Origin of the sequence: Oceanobacillus sp. FSL H7-0719 (genome assembly GCF_045040795.1) — a bacterium.
Taxonomy (GTDB): Bacteria; Bacillota; Bacilli; order Bacillales; family Amphibacillaceae; genus Oceanobacillus.
On sequence record NZ_CP150301.1, the window covers coordinates 2,673,575 to 2,698,644 of the forward strand.

The window sequence follows — 25,070 nt, forward strand, 5'->3', positions numbered from 1 at the left end:
AAAAAGGGTAGATTGAAACTTGGAGGATAACAATATGAAAATCACAGACATCACCATTCATCATTTAAGAATGACAATGAAAAACCCTTTCACTACGAGCTTCGGTTCGTTACAGGATAAGGAATTCTTATTATTGGAAGCAAAAGATGCAGACGGCACTATCGGCTGGGGGGAATCTGTTGCATTTGAGACTCCATGGTATAACGAAGAAACGTTAAAAACGAACTGGCATATGCTGGAGGATTTCTTGATACCCCTTATTTTGAACAAGGAAATCAAGCATCCAGATGAAGTAAGTCAAATCTTCGCTCCAATTCGCAAAAACAATATGGCAAAGTCAACAATTGAAGGTGCAGTTTGGGATATTTACGCACAACAAACCAATCAATCGCTTGCAGAGGCTTTGGGAGGAACGAGAGATAAAATTGAGGTGGGAATCAGTATTGGCATTCAAAATTCGCTTGAAGAACTGGTCGATATCGTCGATCGATCTCTGAAAGATGGTTATAAACGTATAAAGGTTAAAATTAAGCCAGGCTGGGATGTCGACGTGATGCGCGCTCTACGCGAGGAATTCCCGGACGCAGCAATTATGGCTGATGCAAACTCGGCTTATCGTTTAGAGGATAGCGCCCTTCTAAAACAACTAGATGCCTTCGATTTAATGATGATTGAGCAGCCACTTGCTTCAGATGATATTATTGACCATGCCCAGCTGCAAAAAGAATTGAAAACACCAATTTGTTTAGATGAAAGCATTCATTCTCTCGAAGATGCAAGGAAAGCAATTGAACTGGGAAGCACAGAAATAATTAACATCAAAATTGGCAGAGTCGGCGGACTGACAGAAGCGAAAAAAATACATGATTATTGTGAAGCACAAGGAGTTCCAGTTTGGTGCGGCGGCATGCTTGAGTCTGGTATTGGACGTGCCCATAATATCGCTTTAACAACATTGCCAAACTTTATCCTGCCAGGAGACACTTCCGGTTCCAACCGGTATTGGAAAAAAGACATCATTCTCCCCGAAGTTGTTGCAGCTGACGGCTATATCGATGTTCCACAAACAGCAGGGATTGGTTATGAAATAGACCGGAAGACAGTAGAATCCTATACTATAACAAAGAAAGAATATAAATAGGGAAAGATTCGTCATACGTTTATTAATTTATAAAATGATTGTCACATATCCTCCCGCTTCATCGTCTTGAGTATAAAATAATAATTGGAGGTTATTTTATGGCTCAAATGCATGATGTTGTCATTATTGGCGGTGGATTGGCAGGTTATACTGCTGCAAATCATTTATCAGGATACAATTTGTCTATTTTACTACTAGAAAAGGCCAAAAATATTGGCGGTAGGGCGAGAACGAATAAGGTACAGAATCAGTATTTGAATATAGGTCCTCATGCCTTTCATAAAAAAGGAAAGGCTAAATCGATTCTCGAAAGATTTGGTGTTGAACTTCATGGCAATTCACCTAAATTAAACGGCATTTTACTTGATAATCATATCGAATACGCTGCCCCTTTCACTCCCTCAGGAACTCTTACAACAAGCCTGTTGAATTGGAAAGAGCGCATAGAATGGATTATCGTAATAGCAAAAGTTAATCAGTTGGATACTGAAAAATTAACGGGGCAAACATTTGAACAATGGGTAAAACAAGTAGCCCCTTCCCAAAAGGTACAGTCATTATTATATATACTGGGAAGACTGGCAACTTATTGTCATGCACCCGAGAAGGTAAGTGCAAAGCTTATTGTATCGCATATAAAATCTGTAATGGGCGGTGTGCTTTATCTAGATGGCGGCTGGCAAACGATAATTGATCAACTCCATCATCGCGCTGTCATCTCCCATGTTAAGGTTCAAACACACGTCACTGTAAAACTGATTACCTCTGTTAAGCATGATATTAAATTAATATTATCAAATGGAGATGAAGTTCTTACTAAATATGTGATTTGTACAACAAGCCCTGCAGAACTTAATAAAATGTTAGGCGAACAGGCTGACTTGCTTCCACCCGTTTTCAACGCGTTTACCTCCGTAAGAGGAGCTGCACTTGATGTTGCCTTAACCCATTTACCGAATCCAAAGCGTTTATTTGCTATGGATATGATTGAGCCAATCTACTACTCTGTTCATTCGAATTATGCCCGGCTATCTAAAGATGGAAAGAGTGCAGTTCTTCATGTTTTTAAATACTATCATCCTGAAGATCAAATAGATGGTAAAAAGGTTCAAAGTGAGCTTGAATGTTTCTTGGAAAAAATGCAGCCAGGATGGAAAGAGTTTAAAATTACCAGCCGCTATATGCCACACGTTACTGTTAATCAGCGCTTGCCGCAAATTGGAGCCGGTCATATGCAGCTCCGGTCTCAAACAGATATTACAGGATTATATATAGCAGGAGACTGGGCTTCCCCACATTCTATTTTGGCGGAAGGAGCTATTGAGAGCGGATTACATGCAGCTGAGGAAATTCTCCAAAAAGAAAAGAGATGAACAGTGTGCAAATTACGAACAACGATTACGAACAATATAAACCATTATTGTTTTCCATCGGATACCGGATGCTAGGTTCAATTGTGGAAGCAGAAGATATAGTGCAAGAGACCTTTTTTAAAGCATATCAAGTGAATAATCAAGAGATTATCAATTTAAAAGCCTATCTTTGCAAAATCATGACGAACCGCTGTCTTGATGCCTTAAAGTCAGCACGGCACAAACGAGAGTACTACGTGGGCCCATGGAATCCCGAGCCTTTATTACAAGAGCACACAACTGAGTTTAACCCAGCAGAAGCTATCCTTCACAAAGAAGGCTTGAGTATCGCCTATTTGCGGATAATGGAACATCTGACACCAGATGAGAGGGCAGCGCTTCTTTTAAGGGAAGTATTTCATTTCACCTATTTGGAGATTTCTATTATCATCGAAAAGAAAGAAGAAAACTGCAGGAAGATTTTTAGCCGGGCAAAGAGGAAAGTATCCGGAATAGAGGGGGAAAGTTTACACTACGAGAAAAATAAATCCTTAATTGACCGCTTTATTCACGCATTTCAAACACAGAATATGGATACCCTCTTAGAACTGATATCTGAGAAGGTCATATTATACTCTGATGGCGGAGGAATTGTTAAGGCTGCTGCTCGTCCAATCATATATCGACCTAATGTTTTAGCCTTTTTATACGGTATTATTAAAAAAGTCCCTGAAAATTATTATTTAGAAGTAAAAGCGGTTAATGGCCAGCCAGCAATTGTGAATGTTATCGACGGAAAAATCCACAGCATCATCAGTTTTTATATAGATAATGAAAAAGTGTGTGAAATATATATGACACTTAATCCCGATAAGTTACCCTTGCATTAATAATAAAACGGGAGAATCAAGGTCAGACCCTGACTCTCCCGGGCTGTCGATATCTATTTATCTTTTGGGGGCTAATTCAATAGCTGATTCTAATGCTGCCAGCATACTTTGCTCATCAGCAATATTTTTTCCAGCAATATCAAATGCAGTACCATGATCTACAGATGTTCTAACAATACCGCCCTTTAATCCAACCGTTATATTTACACCATTTTCTATTCCCATCACTTTGACTGGAGTATGTCCTTGGTCATGATAACAAGCAACAACAATGTCGAAATCCCCTCTGCCTGCTCTAAAGAACAGTGTATCTGCAGGTAATGGGCCAGTTACATTCATTCCTTCTGCTTTTGCCCGTTCAATGCCAGGCTCCAGTTTTTCCTCTTCTTCTCCATAACCAAATAAGCCATTTTCTCCAGCATGTGGGTTAATACCACAAACAGCTACTTTTGGATTTTCCAGACCTGCCCGTGAGAGGGTATCATGTGCTAATTTAATCACTTTATAGGTTCTTTCTGGATTAATACTGTTTATTGCATCAATTAAACCAATATGGGTGGTTAAATGAATGACTTTTAGATTTGGTGTTGTCAGCATCATCGAAAAGTCCTCTGTTCCTGTTAACTCCGCTAATATTTCCGTATGTCCAGGGTACATATGACCACCTTTGTGTAAGGCTTCCTTATTCAACGGTGCCGTGCAAATCGAATCAATCTTCTTCTCTTTTGCATAGTCAATAGCCTTTGCAATATACTGGAATGCTGCGTCTCCCGCCGCTGGGGAAACCTGTCCAAATGGTAAATCCTCAGGCAGGATATCCAAATCAATTACATCAATCACGCCATATTCATATTTCGCCTCAGCAGGATCGCTAATTGGATTAATAATCGCATTTGAGTGAACAATTGATTTTACCCGTCTCAGTGTTTTCGCATCACCTATAACTAAGGGACGGCATTTTTGATAAACTTCCTCATGATGAAGGGCCTTTACAATTATTTCAGGTCCAATTCCTGCTGCATCGCCCATCGTTATGCCAATTATTGGTTTCATCCTATCGTTCCCCCTTTAATCTGTTAATAGCATTCATAAATACTTCTGGTGTACCAAATCCGCCAGCTTTCGTAATAACATATAAATTATCATTTCCTAAGAATTTAGAAATCGGCACACCAATTTCCAATTCATCCAGCAGTTCAAAACCTTTAATATCCCATTGGTCACAAATTTGTTTTGCAGTATCTCCGCCAGTCATTGAAACACCGTGGAAGCGGCCACTTTCTAAAAGAACGGAACAGACCGAACCTATCGTTCGAACGATTTCATTACTGATTTGGGTGTGTGAAAGTCCATTCGCTTCGCCAGCGCGCCATGCCTTTTTGATGTCTTCCGTTTCACCGGTTGAATAAATTACAACATCCAAACCCTCTTCTGCCTTTTCCACAGCCTTGTGATACACCTTCCTCATCTCATCAGCACGTTCCTCTTCGCCGGATACAGCTTTAAAAGACTGAAATGAAATCGGATAAACATTAGAGTTTTCCAGCAGATGGTTCAATTGCGCTCTCGAGTTCTTATTCACACTTCCAACTACAGTAAGAATAGGACCGGAATTTTCCGGAATGATTAATGGACTACTCTTTGCTGATATTCCATAATATGCTGGAAGATAATTTGCAATCCCAGCGGAACCAACCCAAGAGAATTGGTAGCTTAACTCTTTCGTATAAGCCAATATTTGTTTAAGATGGTTTTCCTCTGTTGAGTCTACAATAACATAAGCCACTTTTTGATGATAATAATCATCCAACTTTTCCTTAATCCATTGTGATCCCTTTTCCAAATCATTAATTGTAATTGTTCCAATGCTTTGTTTCGTTTGTTCCTGCAAAAGCCTCGGTAAATGGGATTCTGTTACAGGAGTTTTCGGATCTCTGGAAATTTCTGTTTCTCCTAATGGAACCTCATTGAGATAATGTGTTGACTGTAAAACTTTCCGGTTGTTTTTAGGGTAACCAGGTGCAATCATCATGAAATCCGGTGTTAAAACATCATATACTGCATCGATTTCAGCACCAATATTTCCTCTCATCGTAGAATCCAGCTTCTTAAAGATATACTTGAAACCAGATTCCTTTAAGAATTCAGTTGCCGCTTTCACTTTCTGATATGCTTCTGATCTATCAATCGAGCGACTATCTGTATCAAACACAATCGCTTCATATTCAGAGATAGAATCTTTATCTATATCGAATAATACAGAGGTCTTAAGTCCGTTATATGCGAGTTGAACTCCACTATCATTCGCACCTGTTAAGTCATCTGCAATAATTGCTAATTTCATTCTTGTAATCCTCCTAAAAGAGAGTCCACTCTTTTATATTAAATTATAAACCTAATTATACGTGGATAGTTCGTCCTTTTCCTCTAAGCGTTTTGCTAAAAACCCGATTACAATCGGCAGTAAAATTGCTGTTGTTACAACACTCGCTGCTATTTGAACAGTTGCAAGCTCTGCGTGTCCAGCAAATGCTGCGTTCGCGGCCACGATTGCTGCAGGTGTTGCAACAGCGTTACCGGCAGTCGTACCTTCCGATGCCCCAACAAGAGGATTCCAGCCAATCCATTTAAATACTAAATAACCAGCCCCACCTGTCAAAATCACAGTAATTACACCAAGTAAAATACCACTGAGACCGCCTTCAATAATTGCCTTAAAGTTAATTCCCATCCCTAGAGCAAATGCAAAGAAAGGAATGAGCACATCACTCGCTTTTGTAAAGAAATCTTTTAATTCTGAGTCTAAGTTACCTAAAACCATTCCGACAATAATCGGCAGAAGTACTGCGATAAAGGATTGTATGGAGAACATTCCATCAACAAATCCCATTGTTCCAAAAATTGATAACGCAATCATAGTTAAGAAAGGTCCATCATTCAAAGCTAATAATGAATATGCTGCTTTGTCATCCTCTTTACCATATTGACCTACAAGCGCCATGTACATGCCGCCATTACTGTTGGTCATGGCAGCTATAATTGCAAGCGGAGCCATTCCTAAGAATAATCCATTGCTATCCGCTAACCAAAAGGCTAAAAGACCCACAATTGCACCAACTGCCCATTTTACTCCCAGCAATGTTGCTCCTTTACCGAGTGATACACCTACGTTTTTCACACTAATTTGTGAACCTGCAATAAGTAAAAACAGTGCAATCAATGTATTCGCACCATCAACAAATAATGATTGAGTGAATCCTCCAATCCTTAACATATCTGGAAAGAAAGTATTTATTGTGGCTGCTAATAATAACGGAACAACCATCATCCCACCTGGAATTTTTTCTAATGTCGCTTTAATTCTCATCTTGATTTCCCCCTTTTCTGAATATAAAACGCTTTCAAGGATTATATTATAATAAATCGTTTACAAATGCAACATATAAAACTTAAATTATTATTTAAAATAGATATCGTTTCATTATGAAACACTAATTATTAAATATCAGATTCTTAATAAATGTTTTCATCAGTAAATAGCAGAAACAAAAGTTGAGAGCAAGAAAAAAATTGTATAAGAAATGATAGAAGGAGTTTTAATGCTGTCTATGACTGTGAAGGTTCCGAAGAAAATTAAAAAGCACAAACTTAAAGTTTACTCTTTAAGTTTGCGCCATAAGGTTGCTCGGCTGATTCCCAATCGTTCAGCTGCTTTTGTTTGATTGCTGTCTTCTTCCAGCAACACCCATTTAATAATTTCTTTCTCAATTTCTTTCAGCGTTCCTTTTTGGAACACAATGTTGGAGGATAAATTATTGCTGTAGAGCAAATTTTCTATTGTTTCTTTTTGGATAACATAGTCCTTTTCATTTAATACGACTTGTTTAATTAAGCTTTTCAGATCATCGATATGATTAGGATATGAACTTCTTTCCAAAAGTTTTAAAGCATCATCACTAATTTTAACTGCTTTTGTACCGTATTCCTGATGGTAGTAGGCAATAAAGTATTGAACCAGTGAGCGTATATCTTCTGTTCTTTCCGATAAAACAGGCATAATGATTTTATTTACTCTTACACCTTCCAAAAAGTTAGCATGAAGTGTGCTCTCCGTAAGAATGAAAACCCGGACCTGATGTTGGTGACAAACCTTGATAAAGCTGGACAGTTTCTGCTCATCTTCCAGAAACTCTATATGTGTCAGTTTTATTGTACCAATATTTTTTAGTGGCAAATCTTTCAAACGCCTGCTATCGAATGCTTTCAGGTTAATAGAAAGCAGCATTCCTCCATCTGAAAGCTCTTTATGAAAATAATGTACAAGAAATTCTTTACCTGTCCCTTTTTTCCCTTGTAAATGGATAACTTCATTTTTTTTATATAATATTTTTACATGATCTATTATTGTTCTTGTCCTATCTGATGCAGCCGCAATCAATTCACCTGTCTCATCAGAATGAATCGCAAGTCCCTTTTGATTCAATACAGGGTCGGAAACCCTCTCAAGCATAAAGAATTTATAAGCTTTTTGGCCGACTTTAAAATGATGACCCTTAAAGTTAATTACATTATCCTTAATCGTAAAGTTTCCGGTTATTTTATTCTTATTAAGCCCAAGATCTGTATTTAATATATATAAATATTCTTTAGACAGGGGGTTGGATTCAAAATCAGTCCAATGTTCATATATTACTTCCCCCTGTTCATCCATAACCATAAAATTATTAATATCTTGCAGGATAAACTCCTCAAAAACCTTTGATACGTCATTTTTTATTTGCAAATGATGATAGAGAAGTTTTGCATTTTCCAATGATGCAATGATCGATTCCTTCCCCGACTGTATTAATAGCCCCTTAAGACCGTAAGTATATGAGGTCTTCATTGTAATTACGTCACCTATAATTTGCTGGTACCCGGAACTCTTCAGCTTTAAGATTAAAGGCGCAACCTCATCTGACTCTGAAATTGTGAATACCTTTAATGGATAATCTAATAAATCAATAATCGATTGGGCACCAGAAGTGATATTGGCAAAGCCGACAATAGCAGTCTTACTTTCAAGGTCATTCGCTAGTGTGAGGGAACGAATCATATCATATCCGGAAAGCTGTATATCTATAACAGGGATGCTCACAGCCTTTTTAATAAACTGTGCTGTCCCCCCTCTGCTAATAATAATCTCTGCTCCATTTTTTTCAGCTTGAATTGCCTGTTCGGCACCGTCAGCCAGGTCGCCAATAGAATAATCTATTTCAAGTGCAGGGAAAAGCGGGATACATTCTTTAATCACCGCTGTCATCGATTCATAGGGAGCCACGATATGTATGTTGATTTTCATATGAATTCCTTCCTTCCGAACAAAACTGTATACATCCTTCTTCAGACGCAGCAGATTCTTCCACATCAATTATATCTATTTTATACCATTTTGCATCATGAAACATAGTATGCTAATTAACCCAATAAACAGAAAAACAAAAGAAATGGAGACATAACGAATGTCAACGATACAAAAGCCAAACATTATACAATAGAAAGCATTTCATGTTAACTGTTACTAGTTGATAAAAAGTGCTGATAATTTCAATTCAGAGTAACTCTGTTTTTCTGGACAGATGATTTTCCCATAGACAGTTTCACCGCTTATCTAGCTGTTACTGTCTTATAGAGACGTTTTAATAGACAGTTTCCTCACTTATCTTGCTGTTCCTGTCTTATAGAGAACTTCTCATCGACTGTTCTTTCTCTTTTTTTGCTCCCACTGGCTTTTATATATCCTGAACTAAATTAATCAGCACTCTATATAAAAACCGAACGAAGGTATCGTTCGGTTTTTATTTAATATATTAAATTTCTTTTGTCTCAGCGTCTTAACTCTTACTCTATAATTCATACCATCTATTTTCAATCAACTTCTGATACCAGTAATAGCTTTCTTTCTTCGTGCGTTCTAGTGTTCGATAATCGATATGAACTAATCCGAAACGCATTGTATAGCCTTCTGCCCATTCAAAGTTATCCAGTAAGGACCAGCAAAGATATCCTTCAATTGGAACTCCTGAATCAATACTGCGCTGCAATGCCGCCAGATGAGATTTCAAGTAGTCAATTCTTCCTGTATCATTTACTTTACCGTTCTCAACATCATCATTATAACAAGCACCATTTTCCGTAATGTAAATTGGTGTATCCCCATATTTTTCATGGATATAGGTTAAAACTTTGTAAAAGCCGTCTGGATAAATTGGCCAGCCGATATCTGTCCGATTCTCTCCCATATCGATATCCTCGCAGTCAAATAATCCACTGCCTTTTTTATATCTTGCAAGGTTGCCAGTATAATAGTTTATGCCAAGGAAATCGATTTCTTGGTTAATCAGCTCCATGTCTCCTTCAGCTAATTTAAGTTTTACTCCCTTTTGCCCATACCAATCTACTAAGTAATTTGGATAGTTCCCCTTAAACACTGGTTCAAAAAACCAATCAATCAGAAATCCTACTTCTCTCTGGCAGGCTGCAATGTCCTCGCTCCGATTACTGAAAGCTTCTTTCCATGTTGTATTTGGGGCATAACCAATCTCTCCAGCAACACCCAGTTCCCTAAAAAGCTTCACCGTTTTACCATGTGCCACTAAAAGATGATGGGCAACATCAACAGCTAATTGTAAATCTTTATTTCCCGGGGCATGTTCTCCTATATAATTGGATAGAAATGATGCACACCAAGGCTCATTTACTGTAATCCATTTATTAATTTTACCAGCAAACTCCTTAAACATAATTTCTGCATAGTTTGTAAACGCATCAATTGTATCTCGACTCGCCCAGCCACCTTTATCTTGCAAGGCTTGCGGCAAATCCCAGTGATATAACGTGCACATTGGCTCGATGCCCTGCTCCAGCAGCTCATCTACGAGACGGTGATAATAGTCCAGGCCCTTCTGATTTATTTCCCCCACACCATTTGGCAGGATACGTGACCACGAAACAGAGAAGCGATAAATGTCACTGCCCAGTTCTTTAATTAATTGCACATCTTCTTTGTATCGATGGTAGCTGTCACAGGCGATATCCCCATTGTCTCCATTTACAACTTTCCCAGGAGTCTTAGAGAATGTATCCCAAATTGATAATCCACGTCCATCTTTAGATGCAGCACCTTCAATCTGGTAAGATGCAGTAGCAACACCAAACTTTAAATTTTCAGGTAGTTGAATAATTGCCATATGATACATTACCTCCACTATATTTATTTTTAAGTACAGCTTTCTCGTATAATTAACTCTGGATCAACCAATATCGGTTGCTTTTCACTCGCATCATTAATTAGATCATTTAAAAGATATGCCGCGAGTTTCCCAAGCTTTTCCTTATCCTGTCTGACTGTAGTTAACTGTGGCGTACTGAATTGACAAGCATCAATATCATCACAGCCTATTAAACGAATATCATCAGGTATTTGTAAACCATGTTCTTCAATTGCTTGTTTTGCACCAAAGGCCATGAGATCAGAAGCAGCGAATACCGCTTGTGGGTATGGTCCCTTTTCCAAAATTCTCTTCATCGCCTGATAACCACTCTCTTGAAAGAAATCGCCATGTTGTACCCATTCAGGTTTGATTTCCATTCCAAACTGCTGCATGGCATGGAGAAAACCCTGTTCTCGAAGCCTTGCGATAGAGGAGTCTTGCTTCCCGCTAATAAAGGCGATGTCACGGATATTTTGTAAGTATAAATGCTCCACCACTGTATTTGAGATTTTCTCATTATCCGTCATTACATAACTATATTTCGGCCCGGCAAATTCCAAATCCACCCCAACACAAGGAATTTCACTCTGTACCAGCTCATAAACGGCCTCCTCCATTTCTTCACCAGCAATGATTAAGCAGCCATCAACCTGAAAGTGCCGGCAGCGCGCCAAATAACTGTCATTACTCTGGTGGAATTGTTCATTGGAAAACATTAAAATATCATACCCGAGTTCTCCAACGATACGTTTAAAAGAGGTCATTACTTTATTGAAAAAAGGATGCGTAAAATCTACATTAATCTTCCCTGCATAAATCAAACCAATTAGATTCGACTTTTTAGTAGCAAGTGACTTTGCTGAGAAGGTAGGACGATATCCTGTTTCCTGGATAATATCCAATACCTTCTGTTTTGTATTCTTATTTACGCCATCATAGTTATTCATTATTTTCGAAACCGTTGCAGGTGAAACCCCTGCCATTTTTGCTATGTCCCTTATTGTCAGATTCATTTATATTCCCTTTCAAAGATGTCTATTTTTTTATTTTAGCGATCCTTCTGTAATGCTGGAAATAAATAACTTATTAAACATTAGAAATACGATAACAAGTGGAATTGTTGCCCAAAACACTCCAGACAGCATCATCCCAAAGTCGACATTGTTTGTGCTATTTAACGAGGACAGTGCTACTTGTATTGTATAGGTATCTGGGTCGCGAAGCACAGTAAACTGCCAGAGAAACTCTCCCCATGTAGCTGTAAAGACAATAATTCCAAGTGTTGCAAATGCCGGTAAAATGATAGGTAAAACAATGCTTCTGAAAATCCGAAAGTTGGAACATCCATCCAGCTTTGCTGCTTCGATTAATTCATCAGAAACAGATTGACTAATATATTGCCGCATCAAAAAGATTCCTAATGGGTTCAAAAAGAAAATAATCATCGCACCAAATAAAGTATCCAGCAATCCAAATTTAGCCACCAAGAAGTATTGGGGAATTAATCCCAATTGCGGAGGGATAATCATTGTTAACAAAATAGCAATAAAAAAGATATTCTTTCCTGGGAATTTAAATTTCGCAAATGCAAAACCAGCCAGCGAGCTGATTAGTAAAACAACCAGTGTTACTACTGCACAAACTATAAGTGTATTCCACATTGCTCCGAAAAAAGGTATTTTATCCAAAACAGCTTGAAAGTTTTCAACAAGACGGTCTCCTGGTGTCAAAGTCGGAGGTATCGAATTGTATGCCGCACTCGGTCTTGTTGCCATTACAAACATCCAGTAAAAAGGAAAAATAGACACAATGGAAGCAATGATTAAAAATAGATACATAAAAAATCTGCCAAATGCCAGCCTTTTGATTCCTGCTTTATTCATGCCCTATACCTCCTTTTCCTTTTACCGATGCCTGAGGTGAAATACGTATTCACCGCTGAAAAGAATACAATAATCAATAGTAGAATGATCGCTGTAGCTGAGCCTGTGCCAAATGACTGTAAATTAAATGCATCACGATATAAATACATTACCACGGTCATTGCTTCTGTTCTGCTAAATGCCTGAACTCCCAGGAATACCGTTGGTTCTGTAAATAATTGCAGTGCCCCAACAGTAGAAAAGAAGACTGTTAAAATAATAAATGGCTTCAATAATGGAATCGTTATAAAACGCAGCTGCTGAAAAATGCTTGCTCCATCAATTTTTGCTGCCTCATATAACTCTTTTGGTATGCTTTGCAGCCCTGCAAGATAAATAATCGTGTTATAGCCAATCCAGCGCCAGAATACCATGATTGATATCGCTATTTTTGCTCCCCACTCACTTGTCCTCCAGGCAACGGAATCCATTCCAAACAGCTGTAAAATATAGTTAACAAGCGCAGTCTCGTTATTACTGAAAAACACTCCAAAAACCAGTGCGACAGCTACCATTGAAGTAATATATGGCAGAAAAACCATTGCACGGAATGTATTTTTGAACTTAAGATAGGTTTGATTCAAAATAAAAGCTAAAATAATCCCAATAATGATTTGAGGTGCAGTCCCCAGTAAACCCATAATAATTGTGTTATATAAAGACTTCCAAAAGAGCGGATCATTTAAAACAATAATAAAGTTATCTAATCCGACAAATGTCATTTCACCTAAACCGTTCCACTTCTGAAAGGCCAGATATAGACTAAAGAGAGCTGGATAAAGACCAATAATGGCAAAAATAATGAAAAAAGGTGAAATGTATAGATAGGCACTTATTTTATCTTTTGTTTCCTCTGATCTATACTTTCTTTTTACTTTCAAGTGGCTCCCCCCCTTTTCCTCAGATAATCGTTAATGTGGCGGATCGCATCCACCACATTAACGCTTTTTCATTATCTGCCGATAAGGCCTTTAATCCGTTCAACCGCTGCTTCCCATTCTTTATCTGCATCAGCACCTTGCTGCACATTTTGCATAGCATTCAGCACTTCATTATGAGCACTCATATAATCTGGTCCTTTATAAACATAAGTAATATCATCTGTTGCCTTCGCAAAATATTGTGCAGTACTTTGCCCGCCGAAAAACTCATCTGTGGTATTTTTGAAATCTTCCATTTCATACACTACAGGTGACGACGGAAACAGCCCGGCTTCGCTTTGGTATGATTCCAACTGACGTTCGGGTGATAAGAGCCACTCTACAAATGCGTACGCTTCCTCTGAATGATCCGTTTCTTTCGGTATACTAATGTAAGAACCGCCCCAGTTTCCAGCGAATTCAGCTGGCAGCGTAGCAACTCTAAATTTACCCTCGGCCTCAGGTGCATTTCCCAGCATCCACCCTTTCAGCCATGCTGCACCCATTTCAACAGCAAAATCTCCATTATTTACAGCATTTCCCCACTCTGGTGTCCAAAGTGTGTATTCACCAACGAGTCCAAGCGCGTCCATTTCAATTGCAAAATCATACGCCTCTCTTACAGCATTACCTGTCTCTTCAATCAGCAGGTCACCAGCCTCATTAAAGAAACTCTCTTCTGCTCCATCAATGATTCCGCGATATGCCATTTCCATACTGTCGACCATTGGCTTGTCAGTCTTTTCTTTCACTTGCTCACCAACTTTTATAAAGTCATCCTTCGATTGAATCAGTGCTTCGACTTCTTCAGGTTCAGTAGGCAAGCCCGCTTCTTCAAATACATCCACTCGATAAAACATTGCTTTGGGACCTATATCTGTTGGTAATCCAAACAGGAAATCACTTTCACTGTTTTCACCAATTTCCCATTTCCAATCCAGATATTGGTCTTGGATGTCTTTTGCACCGAGATCATATAGATTGTTAAAACGGTCCTGTGCTTCTTTAAATCTGTCTAATTGGTCAACCTCCAGCATCGCAATATCAGGTGCACCGCTGCCTGCGGATAGTGCTGTAAATAATCCGTTATGATGTTCAGCAGTTTCCGCTGTTCTCACCTTAATTTTTATTCCTGGATTTTCTTCTTCGTATTTCTTCGCCAAATCCTCATAATTTGTTGCACCGAACTGCCAGAAGTCTAAGGTAATATCTCCACCGCTTCCACCTTTACCTTTGTCAGATGAGCCATTGTCATCATTGCTGCAAGCCGCCAATAAGAAGACCAGCATGAACAGCATACCTGCGTAAGTAACCAATTTACCCCTTTTCACTTTACTCTCCACCCCCGTAAAAGATTATCGAAACCGGTTTCTTTAAAGTTTAAAAATATGCCGTATGACTCCGCATGAAACCGCTTTCTAAATGAATTATATTATTTTCTGAATATAAAATCAAGACTAAATTTAAAAAACATGTAAATCGGTTTCTACGCTAAGTAATAGAAAAACTGTGACAGCCAGGCCTAACCCTCTGTCACAGTTCCTGAAAATTGATGATTCTATTACTGATACGATGTAAAAGCTGATGATCATGACTAATAGCAAGTACACCAATTTGGCGTTCACTTGCTAGCCGGCAAATGGTCTCCCAGAGCTGTGCCTGTGTGATTGCATCAAGCATCGTTGTCATTTCGTCTGCAATTAGAAATTTCGTGTCATTTCTTAATGCCCGTGCCAGACAAAATCGCTGCAGTTCTCCACCAGATAGTTCACTGGGCCAGCGCAATAGCCATTCTTGCTTTATACCAAGCGCATCAAGCAATGGACTTGTTTCCATACCGCTTTCCTGAAGAAGCTTCTTCATTTTCCATCTTGGATTAATTGCTTGTTCGGGATGCTGCCAGACAAGCTGCACAGGATTAACATTCATTCCGTCAAAATCCGGTCTCTCTATCCTGACTTCACCCGCTGACGGCTCTATATAGCCCGCAAGAATCTTTGCCAGCGTTGTTTTTCCTGTTCCACTATAGCCGTGCATCCCTACGATTTCTCCTGGCTCAATCGAGAGTGATACATCTTGAAATAAATAAGCAGCACCTTTGTATCGATAGCCTAAATTATTGGCAACGAGCGGACCATGCTTGGTATCCTTTATAGGTCGGACGTTATCTTTATCAAAGAAGTAGTTCTCTGGTAAAGCATTCCATAACTTTCTCGTATAGGTCTGCTTTAACTGCTCTCCTTTTCCACTAAATGCTGTCACCTTCGCTTCTTCAATCGTTTTCCCTTGATTAAATACAACAACCTTGTCAGCAATGGACAAAGCTGTTCGAATATCATGACTAATAAATACAATGCCTTTCCCCTTAGCAGCTAATTGCTGCAGCACATTTGTCGTTTCTTTTAGAATAGCAGGGTCCAGGCCCGGTGTAGGCTCATCTGCTATAATTAATCTTGCCGGGCTTATCATTGCAATTACAGCCAGCACTCTCCGCGTCATCCCTCCAGAAAGTTCGAAGGGATAGTTGCGAACTGTTTCTTTTGGTAAGCCAACCCGAGAAAATAATTCATTCAGCTGCTGCTTATTAATTGAAGAATCAGCCTCCAGTACCTGTTTCCCCACCTTCATCTGCGGATTAAGCGCTTGGACAGACTGGGGGATTAATGCCGTTTCTTTCCCCCGCATTCCCTGAAGCATTTCATCCGTCATGCTCTCTCCTCTATAATGAATACTCCCTTTCCAGCTTGCATGTTCTGGTAAAATACCTAATATCGTACTTGCCAAGAGACTTTTTCCTGAACCGCTGGCACCGACAATTGCGACGATTTCACCCTCATGTACCGTCATATTCAGCTGTTTGATTACATTTAATTCGGTTTCTTCCAGTCCTTTGCCATAAGCTCGAAAAGACAGGGAAAACTCATTCACTTCCAATAAAGGAGGATTAGATTCTAATGCTTGCTCCATATGCGTTCTTCTCCTTATAATTTTTGACTATGAAACGGATCAAAATAGCGTTGTATATTTTTCCCTAATAAATCAAATAAACTAACCATCATTAATAGACAAAGCCCTGGGAAAAAGGCAAGCCACCACATTCCAATTGAGAGATAGCGCATTGATTCAGATAAAATAATTCCTATTGCTGGCTGTTCAGCTGGAAGTCCAAAGCCTAGAAATGTAATTGCCGCTTCATGCAATATCGCATGTGGAAACATGAGCAGGCAGCCAATAAATAATTGCGGAAAAATATGAGGAAATAGGTGGTGTCTCGCTATCCACAGCTTCGATTTACCTAATTGCCGGGAAGTCTGCACATAGTCCATCGCTTTGATTTGCATTATTTCTGCCCGCAGCACCCTCGTTAGAGCTGGCCAATGCGTTAGTGCAAGTGCAAGGATTATTCCTGCATACCCTCCGCCAAACGCAAAAGATATTAATAACAGGATAACAATATGAGGAACACTCAAAAATAAATCAATCAGACCTGTCACAATCCGGTCAAAAAACGCGTTCCATCCAGCAAGTAAACTGAAAAGGAGTGCAATGCCTGTGCTCGTTAAAGCAGCTAACAGTCCCACCCCCATACTTAAAGAAAGACCCTTCCACGTTCTAGCAAGCATATCTCGTCCAAGCCAGTCCGTTCCAAACAGATGGGCGAGCGAAGGAGCACTATTTTTATTATCCAAATGAATACCAAGTTCACTATCACCTATAAAGAGCCCACTGATTCCAATAATTAGTAAACCTAAAAGGGAAAAGCCAATGATATAAAGTGTCTGCTTTTTTCTAGAGTAAGCGTGTATCAGCTTCATAAACCTGCCCCCTTTCGAACCCGGGGATCTATCACCTTATAAAGTATATCTGCAATTGTATTTCCAATAAATACAAAAACTGTACTAAACAGTACAATGCCCAACAGTAAAGGCACATCACTACCCAAGCCTGCCTGAACTGCAGCTTGTCCTAATCCAGGATAAGAGAAAACCTGTTCCGCTAATACCGCCCCGCCAAAGATCTCTCCAAAAGAAGCAAAGTGTAAAGAAATTGCTGGAAGAGAGATGTTACGCAGTCCGTGCCTATAAATTAAAGAAAATCCTTTTAATCCCTTTGTTTGAGCATACCGCATAAAGTCACTATTCAATATATCTATCAGCTTTTGCCGTGTATGCAGGGTGATGTTGGAAACACCCACAACACTCAGCGTTATTACAGGCAAAATTAGATGTTTCATCCTTTCCATAAGAGAAACATCTTCTGCGAGCACTCCAGCAGGGGTACCTAATCCAACTGGAAGCCAGCCAAGCCAAACTGAAAAAAGCATCAGCAATAAAAGCCCCAGCCAAAATGCAGGTGTCGAAGCCAGTGCATAGGAATATGCTTTAATCAATTTATCAACCCAAGTTCCATGCTTCATCCCTGCAATTACGCCAAGCATAAACCCAACGATCCCAGATAGTATCCATGCCAGTCCCATTAGGACAAGGGAGGAAAGGAATTTCTCCCCGATGACAGCAATGACTGGGGACCGAAATAGTAAGGAAGTTCCCAGGTCTCCTTGTAAGACAGATGCAGCCCAGTGCAGAAACTGCTCATGCATTGGCTCATCCAATCCCCAATATGCTGCAATTGCCTCCCTCTGCTCTGGACCAACCAATGTCATATCTGCACCAATGTAAGATTGTACTGGATCAATTGGAGAAAAGCTTATTAACGTATAGGATAGTATGCTGACCGCGACGAGCAGCATAATCAACTTTATACCTTTTCCGAGCAAAAAGGCTGTCATTCGTTTTCCAATCAATTGCCTTCCTCTTTTCTATTCTTTCCAATGCCAATCCAAAATGAAATCAGTGATCGGCCATCCATGACCATGTGGCTGCACTTTCTGCTCCCCAATTTCGAGACGGTCATTCACGAAGTAGATATGATCCACGTTTACTAACCATACCCACGGGGCATCGCCTTTTGCGGAAAATCCAGTTTCTCCATCCCACTGCGCCTTTTTCCACCAATCATATGCTTCCTCTTGTGTCGTCGCTCTTAGAGCATGGTTCATATACTTATCAACCTGAGGATTTGCATAATAATTGGCGTTATAATATCCAATTCCTCTCGTATTACTGCTAAAGAGGTGATACATTTCGATTGGGCTATGGTTGCCCCAACCCATCATAATCGGTTCAGAGTACATTTCTCTCTCAATTTCATTCCAGCTTGCACCTTTAGGTTCTGCCTTTATGCCAAGCGGTTCAATCCTATCTGCAAAAGCAAGCGATAAGGACTGGCGAACCTGATCACCAGAAGGGTAAAGCAAATGAAAAGAGGCTTCTATACCATCCTTTATCCGAATCCCGTTATCTTGCATTTCCCATCCAGCATCCGTCAGAATTTTCTTTGCTCTATCCATATTATCGTCATCTATCTTTGTATCTTCGTTCCACCAAGGCAATTCATCTGCAGCAGAATATGCTGGTGTTCCAAATCCATTCAATACGCCTTCGACCAAGGCTTGTCTGTCAATTCCAATATTCATTGCTTCGCGAATTGCGGGATCGGCAGTTACATCATTCCCGATTATGCGGCCATCTTTCGTCTCTTCTCCACTTGGCACAAACGGAAGCATTACACCGCGATTATCAACTGAACTTAATTGAACACGCTCCATCCCTTTTATTTCCTCATTACCAAAAGTCGCTGGCACGGAGAGGATATCTACCCCACCAGCATTTGCCGCAGCAAATGCAGCATCTTCAGCTAAGAAAAGAAAAGTCAGCTTGGAAAACTCCGGCTCTTTTCCATAATAATGCGGATTCACTTCTGCTATTACTTGCTGCCCTTTATCCCACTGTACAAGCTCATAAGGACCTGAACCAATTGGATTTTCCTTATATTCCTCACTATAGGCATGTTCTGGCACAATTCCAGTCGTTACAAGTGTATAAATAAAGGTAGAGTCAGGCTCCTCTAATGTCATTTCCACTATGAAGTCATCTTTTGCTTCTACCTTTTTTAAGTTACTTAAATCAACGACAGATGCACTTTGCTGCGCTGTTTCAAATGTGAAAACCACATCCGCTGCATCAAGTGCTTCTCCATCCGAAAACTTCACATCATCTCTAATGTGAATGGTCCATATACGGCCATCATCACTGACCTCATAGCTTTCCGCTAAATCATATGCAATCTCAAAGTCCTTGTTATAGGTTAATAAAGTACTTTGGAACAGCGGGCTGCCATAACGGCCCCAGCCAAGAGTCGGGTCAAATCCTTCTTCCGGTTCACTGCCAATTGCAAGAATCAATTCATCTGTGCCTTCATCATTTGCTGCTCCTTCCGTTGAAGCCTTTTCTTCTAACCTATCCGCTGAACAAGCAGCTAAAAACAGGAAAATGAGAAGAAAACCTATCCAAGTTATATTTCTCATATTTGCTAACTCCTTCTGTTGCGTATATAAAAAACCTACAGTCTTTTCCAGACTGCCTGATATACCTGTTTTAATGGGATGTTATTTTCTTCTGCAATCTTTTTGCACATTTCGTATTCGGGAGAGCTCTGGAAAACCTCCCCATTCCTCAAACCTTGTTTAACAGTGACAGCTCCCCATTCCGTCTCCACCTGTGTAAAAGTCCTTTCCATCCGATGAACAGTGAGCGGATAATAACGGATTCCAAGGGTTGTTGTTTCTGCTAAAAGGATATCTTTCATTTTCGGAATTGCTGAAGCGGCGCATAAAAGCTGCAATAAAATGCCTGGACGATTTTTCTTCATATAGATTGGGGAATAAAACACATCATTTGCTCCAGCATCAAATAAACGATCCATTACAAATCCCAGCCATTCCCCTGAAATATCATCCAGGTTAACTTCCATTTTGACCATCTCACGGTCGATATGCTCCTCGTTTGGGGGATGCTTCCTTTCCACTTTAAACCCTCCTTAAAAGCGGGTCAACAGATTCACTCTTTCCTGTCCCGCTGGTCAATTAGAACTGCACTATAGGCACCTCCAAAGCCGTTATCAATATTTACAACACTAACTCCGCTTGAGCAGGAATTTAGCATCGTTAAGAGAGCAGACAGCCCATTAAAATTGGCTCCATAGCCAACACTTGTCGGTACAGCGATAACAGGATGGGAGACAAGCCCACCGACAACACTTGTTAAAGCTCCCTCCATTCCTGCTACAACGATAGAAACAGTTGCCTCCTGAATCGCAGGTGCCTGATCAAGCAAGCGATGCAGCCCAGCAACACCAACATCATAAAATCGTCTGACATTGCTGCCAAGCAACTCAGCTGTTACCGCCGCTTCCTCTGCCACTGGCAAATCGGACGTTCCTGCACAAACAACTGCAATATAACCCTCTCGCTGTTTTGCGGTTTCTTTCTTTTCCGCTTTCCAATAAAGAATACGGGCAACATCATGATAAGAAAACTCAGGATGCGTCTCAAGAATGAGAATTGCCTTTTCCTTACTTATTCGCGTAATAATTACATCATTATGCTTTGCCTGAATTGCTTCCAAAATAGAAACGATATGCTCAACCGTCTTTCCTTCCCCATAAATAACCTCTGGGAAACCTTGACGCTTTTTCCGGTGATGGTCCACTTTTGCAAAACCTAAATCTTCATAAGTCGCAAGCCTTTGTTTTGCTTCTGTAATACTTAATTCTCCTGCTTGAACTTGTCTTAGAATTTCTTCCATTGTGGCGCCTTCACTCCTTCCAGTACATCAATGTTCATGTTACAGACTTACTGCTCTCCAATTACAACGCGCAATACGTTGGGATGATTGGGAAAACTCTTTGTTCCAGCTCCATAGCCAATTTTTTCTACTTTCATTGCAGGAAAAACAGAATACTCCTCTGCCAATACAGCAGCAAATGCAGCCCCTGTAGGTGTAGTAAGTTCTGCTTTTAACTCACTTTGTGCAAGGGGAACACCAGTTAATATTTCTAATGTTGCTGGTGCTGGTATAGGATATATTCCATGAGCAATATGAATATGTCCCGAACCAGTTGGAACAGGAGCTGACTTAATTTTTTCTATTTCCAATTGTTCAATTAAGATAGCTGTTCCAACGATATCTATAATGGAGTCAACAGCACCCACCTCGTGGAAATGGACTTTTTCAAGGCTTAATCCATGAATTTTCCCTTCCGCTTCACCAATCTTTCTAAAGATACGTAGTGACATCTCTTTCACCTTTTCCGATAACTCCGAATCCGTGATGAGCTTCACGATATCCTTGTATGTTCGATGATGGTGATGGTGGTGTTCATGATGTTCATGGTCATGAATAGGATGTGTATGGCCGTGATGATGGTGATGGTGATGATTTTCATCGGAATGGTCATGTTTGTCATGTTCATGATGACTATGCCCGCCATGGTCCTGATTAGCTTCATCGCTGGTTAATATAACATCAAATTTGGTTGCTGTAATTCCATTTTTTATTGTATTAGCTATTTTTAGTTTATATTCTTCCTCGATATGTAATTTCCTTAATTCCTTTTCCAAATGAGTAAAATCTCCACCGGCATTCAGCAGAGCTCCAATAGTCATATCTCCGCTAATCCCAGAGAAACAATCAAAATAAAGTGTTTTCATATGCTTTGCTCCTTTGATTTAAAATAATCTTCCCGCACTCAATTTTATATGAAAAAGAGCAGTTTTCAATCTATTAGATTAAAAACTGCTCCTTAATCACTTTATATGAATTAAGCATTTGCTAACAGTTTAGTTTCCCATTGATCCTGCTCAATCACTTCATTCATGCTTCCAGTACGGTAGCCAAGCAAATCGACGGATACATAATCAAAACCTAAGTTTACCAGCTTGTTTTGAATTTGTTCCTTTTTGCCCAGCAAATCAAGTATTTTATCTTCGGCTACTTCGATACGCGCTACATTGTCATGATAGCGTACACGCACCTCTTCAAAGCCAAGCCCTTTCAGATATAATTCTGCATGATCAACTTGTTCTACAATTTGTTTGTTCAGTTTTGTGCCATAAGGAAAACGTGAGGCTAAGCTGCAAGATGCAACTTTGTTCCACACCGGAAGTTCCAATTCTTTAGCAAGTGCACGTACATCCGATTTATAAAAGTCTGCTTCTTGAAGAACACTGCGAATGCCTTCCTCCGTTCTTGCTTTCAATCCAGGACGGAAGTCTGTTTCGTCATCCATGATCATTCCGTCTAAAACATACGGATAATCCATTTCCTTTGCTAATTCATTTAGTTGTGTATAGAGCAGCTTTTTGCTGAAATACCAGCTCTCTGGATTATTCGCTGCAATTTCCGGGTTGTCCAATTCCTTCATTTCAGTTTGGTGAACACGAACACCCATACTTTCAGCTAACTGAACAGCTGCGTCAAATTCAGAATCACGGAAAAGCTCTGAGTTTACCACAACAGCCAACACATTGTCTCCCAGCTCTTCTTGAGCACGCTTTAGCACTACTGTACTGTCTACACCTCCGGAAAAGGCAATCATGACACGGCCCATATCTCTTAAAACCTTACCCAGCTGCTGATTTTTCTCTTGAAGATTATTCATTCACTATACACTCCTTGTTTAGATAGAATTGTAGTTAATTAATAAATCTAAAAATCCTCTATTTCCATGATAACGCTTAACATTAACTGTTCATCCTCTGCATGAGCAAAGTAATTTATAGAATGCCACATACATTTTTACATTCTTCCTTTTATCTTAACACAGACTATCAACGATTTTACAGTTTTCGAATTAAATAAAGTGAGAAAGATTTCATTGTAATTTTTTTCAGTTGATGGGTGTGATATACGAAAGCAGGGAGAGCAAAGCAGAGCAATTCAAGGCGATAAAGGTTACTGAATTTCAATTATTTACTGCACAAAAGTGAAAAAGTACATCGGTAAAGATAATAATTTGCTAATACGGGTATTCTATAATTATCTTGCTATAAATGGAGGTATCTTCATTGAATAAATTATTTACAATTTTAGTTTTTATTGGTTTGCCACTTTCTGTCATCGGCTCTATCTTTCATTGGTCAGCCGTTATTATGTTTATCATCTATTGTTTAACAATCATCGCTTTAGCCGGCTTTATTGGCCGGGCCACAGAAAGTTTAGCAATCGTGTTAGGTCCAAGAGCTGGGGGGCTGCTGAATGCAACCTTTGGAAATGCAGTCGAACTGATTATTTCTATCTTCTCACTTAAAGCAGGACTAATTGGAATCGTCCTTGCTTCGCTGACAGGTTCTGTATTAGGAAACTTGCTGCTTGTTGGCGGGCTTTCCTTTTTCGTTGGCGGTCTGAAATATAAACGGCAGTCTTTTAGTATTTACGAAGCACGGCACAATTCAGGTCTGTTAATTTTTGCAGTTGTTGTCGCGTTTGTTATTCCTGAAGTGTTTACACATACAATGAATGAACACGAAACAATGGTCCTGAGCGTTGGGATTTCCATTATTTTAATTGTATTATATTTAGCAGCATTACTGTTTAAGTTCGTTACCCATCGAGGAGTTTACCAAGTGGATGAAGCTGAGGATAAAGCCAATCATGAAGAAGAACCGGAATGGGGAAAAGGACGGGCAATCACAATACTAGCCCTTGCAACGATTGCTGTTGCTTATGTTTCGGAACACTTAGTATCAACATTCGACGTTGTTGGAGCAACATTTGGCTGGTCTGAATTATTTATCGGGATTATTATTGTTGCTATCGTTGGAAATGCCGCGGAACATGCATCAGCAATCATCATGGCATATAAGAATAAAATGGATGTTGCGGTAGAAATTGCTGTAGGTTCCACCTTGCAGGTTGCTATGTTTGTTCTGCCAATCCTTGTATTGTTGTCCCTACTCTTTCCAACACCCATGCCGCTTGTCTTCACATGGCCAGAATTAATTAGCATGGTGACCGCAGTACTATTAATGATCACACTATCAAACGACGGGGACTCCAATTGGTTTGATGGTCTCGCTTTGCTGGCAGCATATGTGATTATGGCTATTGGATTTTACTTTATTTAAATGTGTTACAACCGCGAGATGAATTAGAATACTTGTCAAGGTTGTCTTCCTCCCTGCATAAGCATAATAATATAAAACAAAAATAACAGAGGTGTTTCCTTATGCAGGGAAGAATGATGACGTGGGTTTGTTATGCTGCAGGTTATGTTTTTATAACGTCGGGGATCATGAAATTAGTCGTCCACGATTTTAGAGCAATGTTTGCTGGTCTTGGTCTGCCTTTTCCCGAGGTAACATTACTTTTAATAGCTGTTCTTGAGGTATCCTGCGGGATGCTGATCGCGGGCAGAATGTACACTAAACAAGCTGCCACGCCGCTTATTTTTATTATGATTGGCGCCATCCTTATTACAAAAGTACCAATCATCTCAAGTAATGGCTTGTTATCTTTCGCTTTCGAAGCAAGATTGGATATTATAATGCTTATTTTACTCCTTCTCATCTATAAGTACATTCCAAGTAAAAATCATTAGGATAGTATAAAAATAGTCTATCGGATTTCAGACAGAAACCTGCACTCCAGTTTATTTTAAAGTTAATTAGGGTAGTGGATGAGACAAGAGGCT

General features: G+C 39.6%; 22 protein-coding genes. 5 read left to right on the top strand and 17 right to left on the bottom strand.

The annotated features are described in order from the left end of the window. Positions 1–34 precede the first annotated feature (34 nt). The 3 genes from menC to NST93_RS13655 all read left to right on the top strand — a co-directional run bounded on the left by menC (position 35) and on the right by NST93_RS13655 (position 3,383). Positions 35–1,141, top strand: a complete 1,107-nt coding sequence (menC, locus tag NST93_RS13645) for an o-succinylbenzoate synthase (protein WP_405097922.1) — start codon at positions 35–37, stop codon at positions 1,139–1,141. Between the two features lie 98 nt (positions 1,142–1,239). Then, a complete protein-coding gene (locus NST93_RS13650; RefSeq protein ID WP_405097924.1) occupies positions 1,240–2,514 on the top strand; it encodes a phytoene desaturase family protein in 1,275 nt (424 codons plus the stop codon). A gap of 5 nt (positions 2,515–2,519) precedes the next feature. Next, the gene (locus tag NST93_RS13655; protein ID WP_405097926.1) at positions 2,520–3,383 is read left to right on the top strand and encodes an RNA polymerase sigma-70 factor; all 864 of its coding nucleotides are present in this window, start codon (positions 2,520–2,522) and stop codon (positions 3,381–3,383) included. A 57-nt stretch (positions 3,384–3,440) separates the two neighbouring features. On the opposite strand, the gene pdxA is transcribed toward NST93_RS13655, so the two are convergent. The 17 genes from pdxA to larE all read right to left on the bottom strand — a co-directional run bounded on the left by pdxA (position 3,441) and on the right by larE (position 23,039). Next, on the bottom strand, positions 3,441–4,436 hold the full coding sequence (gene pdxA / locus NST93_RS13660) for a 4-hydroxythreonine-4-phosphate dehydrogenase PdxA (RefSeq protein ID WP_405097928.1): 996 nt from the start codon (positions 4,434–4,436) through the stop codon (positions 3,441–3,443). A 1-nt stretch (position 4,437) separates the two neighbouring features. Then, complete coding sequence (locus tag NST93_RS13665; protein WP_405097930.1) at positions 4,438–5,727, bottom strand: four-carbon acid sugar kinase family protein; 1,290 nt, start codon at positions 5,725–5,727, stop codon at positions 4,438–4,440. 51 nt (positions 5,728–5,778) lie between these two features. Beyond that, positions 5,779–6,750, bottom strand: a complete 972-nt coding sequence (locus tag NST93_RS13670; protein WP_405097932.1) for a 2-keto-3-deoxygluconate permease — start codon at positions 6,748–6,750, stop codon at positions 5,779–5,781. A gap of 288 nt (positions 6,751–7,038) precedes the next feature. Next, positions 7,039–8,724, bottom strand: coding sequence for a PrpR N-terminal domain-containing protein (locus NST93_RS13675; protein ID WP_405097934.1), 1,686 nt, complete (start codon positions 8,722–8,724; stop codon positions 7,039–7,041). Between the two features lie 544 nt (positions 8,725–9,268). Next, entirely contained in the window at positions 9,269–10,612 is a 1,344-nt protein-coding gene (locus NST93_RS13680; protein ID WP_405097936.1) for a GH1 family beta-glucosidase, read from the bottom strand. A 29-nt stretch (positions 10,613–10,641) separates the two neighbouring features. Further along, positions 10,642–11,649 (bottom strand): LacI family DNA-binding transcriptional regulator, encoded by a 1,008-nt coding sequence (locus NST93_RS13685; protein ID WP_405097938.1) that lies wholly within the window; start codon positions 11,647–11,649, stop codon positions 10,642–10,644. 30 nt (positions 11,650–11,679) lie between these two features. After that, a complete protein-coding gene (locus tag NST93_RS13690; protein WP_405097940.1) occupies positions 11,680–12,519 on the bottom strand; it encodes a carbohydrate ABC transporter permease in 840 nt (279 codons plus the stop codon). Beyond that, on the bottom strand, positions 12,516–13,439 hold the full coding sequence (locus NST93_RS13695; RefSeq protein WP_405097942.1) for a carbohydrate ABC transporter permease: 924 nt from the start codon (positions 13,437–13,439) through the stop codon (positions 12,516–12,518). The genes NST93_RS13690 and NST93_RS13695 overlap by 4 nt, the downstream gene beginning before the upstream one ends. A 71-nt stretch (positions 13,440–13,510) precedes the next feature. Beyond that, on the bottom strand, positions 13,511–14,809 hold the full coding sequence (locus NST93_RS13700; RefSeq protein ID WP_405097944.1) for an ABC transporter substrate-binding protein: 1,299 nt from the start codon (positions 14,807–14,809) through the stop codon (positions 13,511–13,513). A gap of 202 nt (positions 14,810–15,011) precedes the next feature. Beyond that, positions 15,012–16,445 (bottom strand): ABC transporter ATP-binding protein, encoded by a 1,434-nt coding sequence (locus NST93_RS13705; RefSeq protein ID WP_405097946.1) that lies wholly within the window; start codon positions 16,443–16,445, stop codon positions 15,012–15,014. A gap of 14 nt (positions 16,446–16,459) precedes the next feature. Then, positions 16,460–17,293: an ABC transporter permease gene (locus NST93_RS13710; RefSeq protein WP_405097948.1), complete on the bottom strand. Its 834-nt coding sequence runs from the start codon at positions 17,291–17,293 to the stop codon at positions 16,460–16,462. Next, the gene (locus NST93_RS13715; protein WP_405103894.1) at positions 17,290–18,267 is read right to left on the bottom strand and encodes an ABC transporter permease; all 978 of its coding nucleotides are present in this window, start codon (positions 18,265–18,267) and stop codon (positions 17,290–17,292) included. Before NST93_RS13715 ends, NST93_RS13710 begins: the two co-directional genes overlap by 4 nt. A gap of 30 nt (positions 18,268–18,297) precedes the next feature. Beyond that, positions 18,298–19,905 (bottom strand): ABC transporter substrate-binding protein, encoded by a 1,608-nt coding sequence (locus NST93_RS13720; RefSeq protein WP_405097950.1) that lies wholly within the window; start codon positions 19,903–19,905, stop codon positions 18,298–18,300. A 35-nt stretch (positions 19,906–19,940) separates the two neighbouring features. Next, positions 19,941–20,405, bottom strand: coding sequence for a nickel insertion protein (gene larC / locus NST93_RS13725; protein WP_405097952.1), 465 nt, complete (start codon positions 20,403–20,405; stop codon positions 19,941–19,943). A gap of 32 nt (positions 20,406–20,437) precedes the next feature. Continuing rightward, complete coding sequence (gene larB / locus NST93_RS13730) at positions 20,438–21,184, bottom strand: nickel pincer cofactor biosynthesis protein LarB (RefSeq protein WP_405097954.1); 747 nt, start codon at positions 21,182–21,184, stop codon at positions 20,438–20,440. Between the two features lie 47 nt (positions 21,185–21,231). Continuing rightward, positions 21,232–22,089, bottom strand: coding sequence for a LarC family nickel insertion protein (locus tag NST93_RS13735; protein WP_405097956.1), 858 nt, complete (start codon positions 22,087–22,089; stop codon positions 21,232–21,234). A gap of 110 nt (positions 22,090–22,199) precedes the next feature. Further along, positions 22,200–23,039: an ATP-dependent sacrificial sulfur transferase LarE gene (larE, locus tag NST93_RS13740; RefSeq protein ID WP_405097958.1), complete on the bottom strand. Its 840-nt coding sequence runs from the start codon at positions 23,037–23,039 to the stop codon at positions 22,200–22,202. A gap of 391 nt (positions 23,040–23,430) precedes the next feature. Between larE and cax the strand changes: the two genes are divergently transcribed. Further along, positions 23,431–24,504: a calcium/proton exchanger gene (gene cax, locus NST93_RS13745; protein WP_405097960.1), complete on the top strand. Its 1,074-nt coding sequence runs from the start codon at positions 23,431–23,433 to the stop codon at positions 24,502–24,504. 101 nt (positions 24,505–24,605) lie between these two features. Beyond that, complete coding sequence (locus tag NST93_RS13750; RefSeq protein WP_405097962.1) at positions 24,606–24,977, top strand: DoxX family protein; 372 nt, start codon at positions 24,606–24,608, stop codon at positions 24,975–24,977. Positions 24,978–25,070: the final 93 nt, after the last annotated feature.

What these genes read in the sequence shown, in the direction of transcription:
- NST93_RS13675 (WP_405097934.1), bottom strand. Translation starts at nt 8,724, where the DNA reads ATGAAAATCAACATACATATCGTGGCTCCCTATGAATCGATGACAGCG.
- NST93_RS13715 (WP_405103894.1), bottom strand. Translation starts at nt 18,267, where the DNA reads ATGACAGCCTTTTTGCTCGGAAAAGGTATAAAGTTGATTATGCTGCTC.
- NST93_RS13705 (WP_405097946.1), bottom strand. Translation starts at nt 16,445, where the DNA reads ATGGAGCAAGCATTAGAATCTAATCCTCCTTTATTGGAAGTGAATGAG.
- NST93_RS13735 (WP_405097956.1), bottom strand. Translation starts at nt 22,089, where the DNA reads ATGAAAACACTTTATTTTGATTGTTTCTCTGGGATTAGCGGAGATATG.
- pdxA (WP_405097928.1), bottom strand. Translation starts at nt 4,436, where the DNA reads ATGAAACCAATAATTGGCATAACGATGGGCGATGCAGCAGGAATTGGA.
- NST93_RS13650 (WP_405097924.1), top strand. Translation starts at nt 1,240, where the DNA reads ATGGCTCAAATGCATGATGTTGTCATTATTGGCGGTGGATTGGCAGGT.
- NST93_RS13665 (WP_405097930.1), bottom strand. Translation starts at nt 5,727, where the DNA reads ATGAAATTAGCAATTATTGCAGATGACTTAACAGGTGCGAATGATAGT.
- NST93_RS13670 (WP_405097932.1), bottom strand. Translation starts at nt 6,750, where the DNA reads ATGAGAATTAAAGCGACATTAGAAAAAATTCCAGGTGGGATGATGGTT.
- cax (WP_405097960.1), top strand. Translation starts at nt 23,431, where the DNA reads ATGGAGGTATCTTCATTGAATAAATTATTTACAATTTTAGTTTTTATT.
- NST93_RS13685 (WP_405097938.1), bottom strand. Translation starts at nt 11,649, where the DNA reads ATGAATCTGACAATAAGGGACATAGCAAAAATGGCAGGGGTTTCACCT.
- NST93_RS13690 (WP_405097940.1), bottom strand. Translation starts at nt 12,519, where the DNA reads ATGAATAAAGCAGGAATCAAAAGGCTGGCATTTGGCAGATTTTTTATG.
- NST93_RS13750 (WP_405097962.1), top strand. Translation starts at nt 24,606, where the DNA reads ATGCAGGGAAGAATGATGACGTGGGTTTGTTATGCTGCAGGTTATGTT.
- NST93_RS13720 (WP_405097950.1), bottom strand. Translation starts at nt 19,905, where the DNA reads ATGAGAAATATAACTTGGATAGGTTTTCTTCTCATTTTCCTGTTTTTA.
- larB (WP_405097954.1), bottom strand. Translation starts at nt 21,184, where the DNA reads ATGGAAGAAATTCTAAGACAAGTTCAAGCAGGAGAATTAAGTATTACA.
- NST93_RS13710 (WP_405097948.1), bottom strand. Translation starts at nt 17,293, where the DNA reads ATGAAGCTGATACACGCTTACTCTAGAAAAAAGCAGACACTTTATATC.
- larE (WP_405097958.1), bottom strand. Translation starts at nt 23,039, where the DNA reads ATGAATAATCTTCAAGAGAAAAATCAGCAGCTGGGTAAGGTTTTAAGA.
- menC (WP_405097922.1), top strand. Translation starts at nt 35, where the DNA reads ATGAAAATCACAGACATCACCATTCATCATTTAAGAATGACAATGAAA.
- NST93_RS13680 (WP_405097936.1), bottom strand. Translation starts at nt 10,612, where the DNA reads ATGGCAATTATTCAACTACCTGAAAATTTAAAGTTTGGTGTTGCTACT.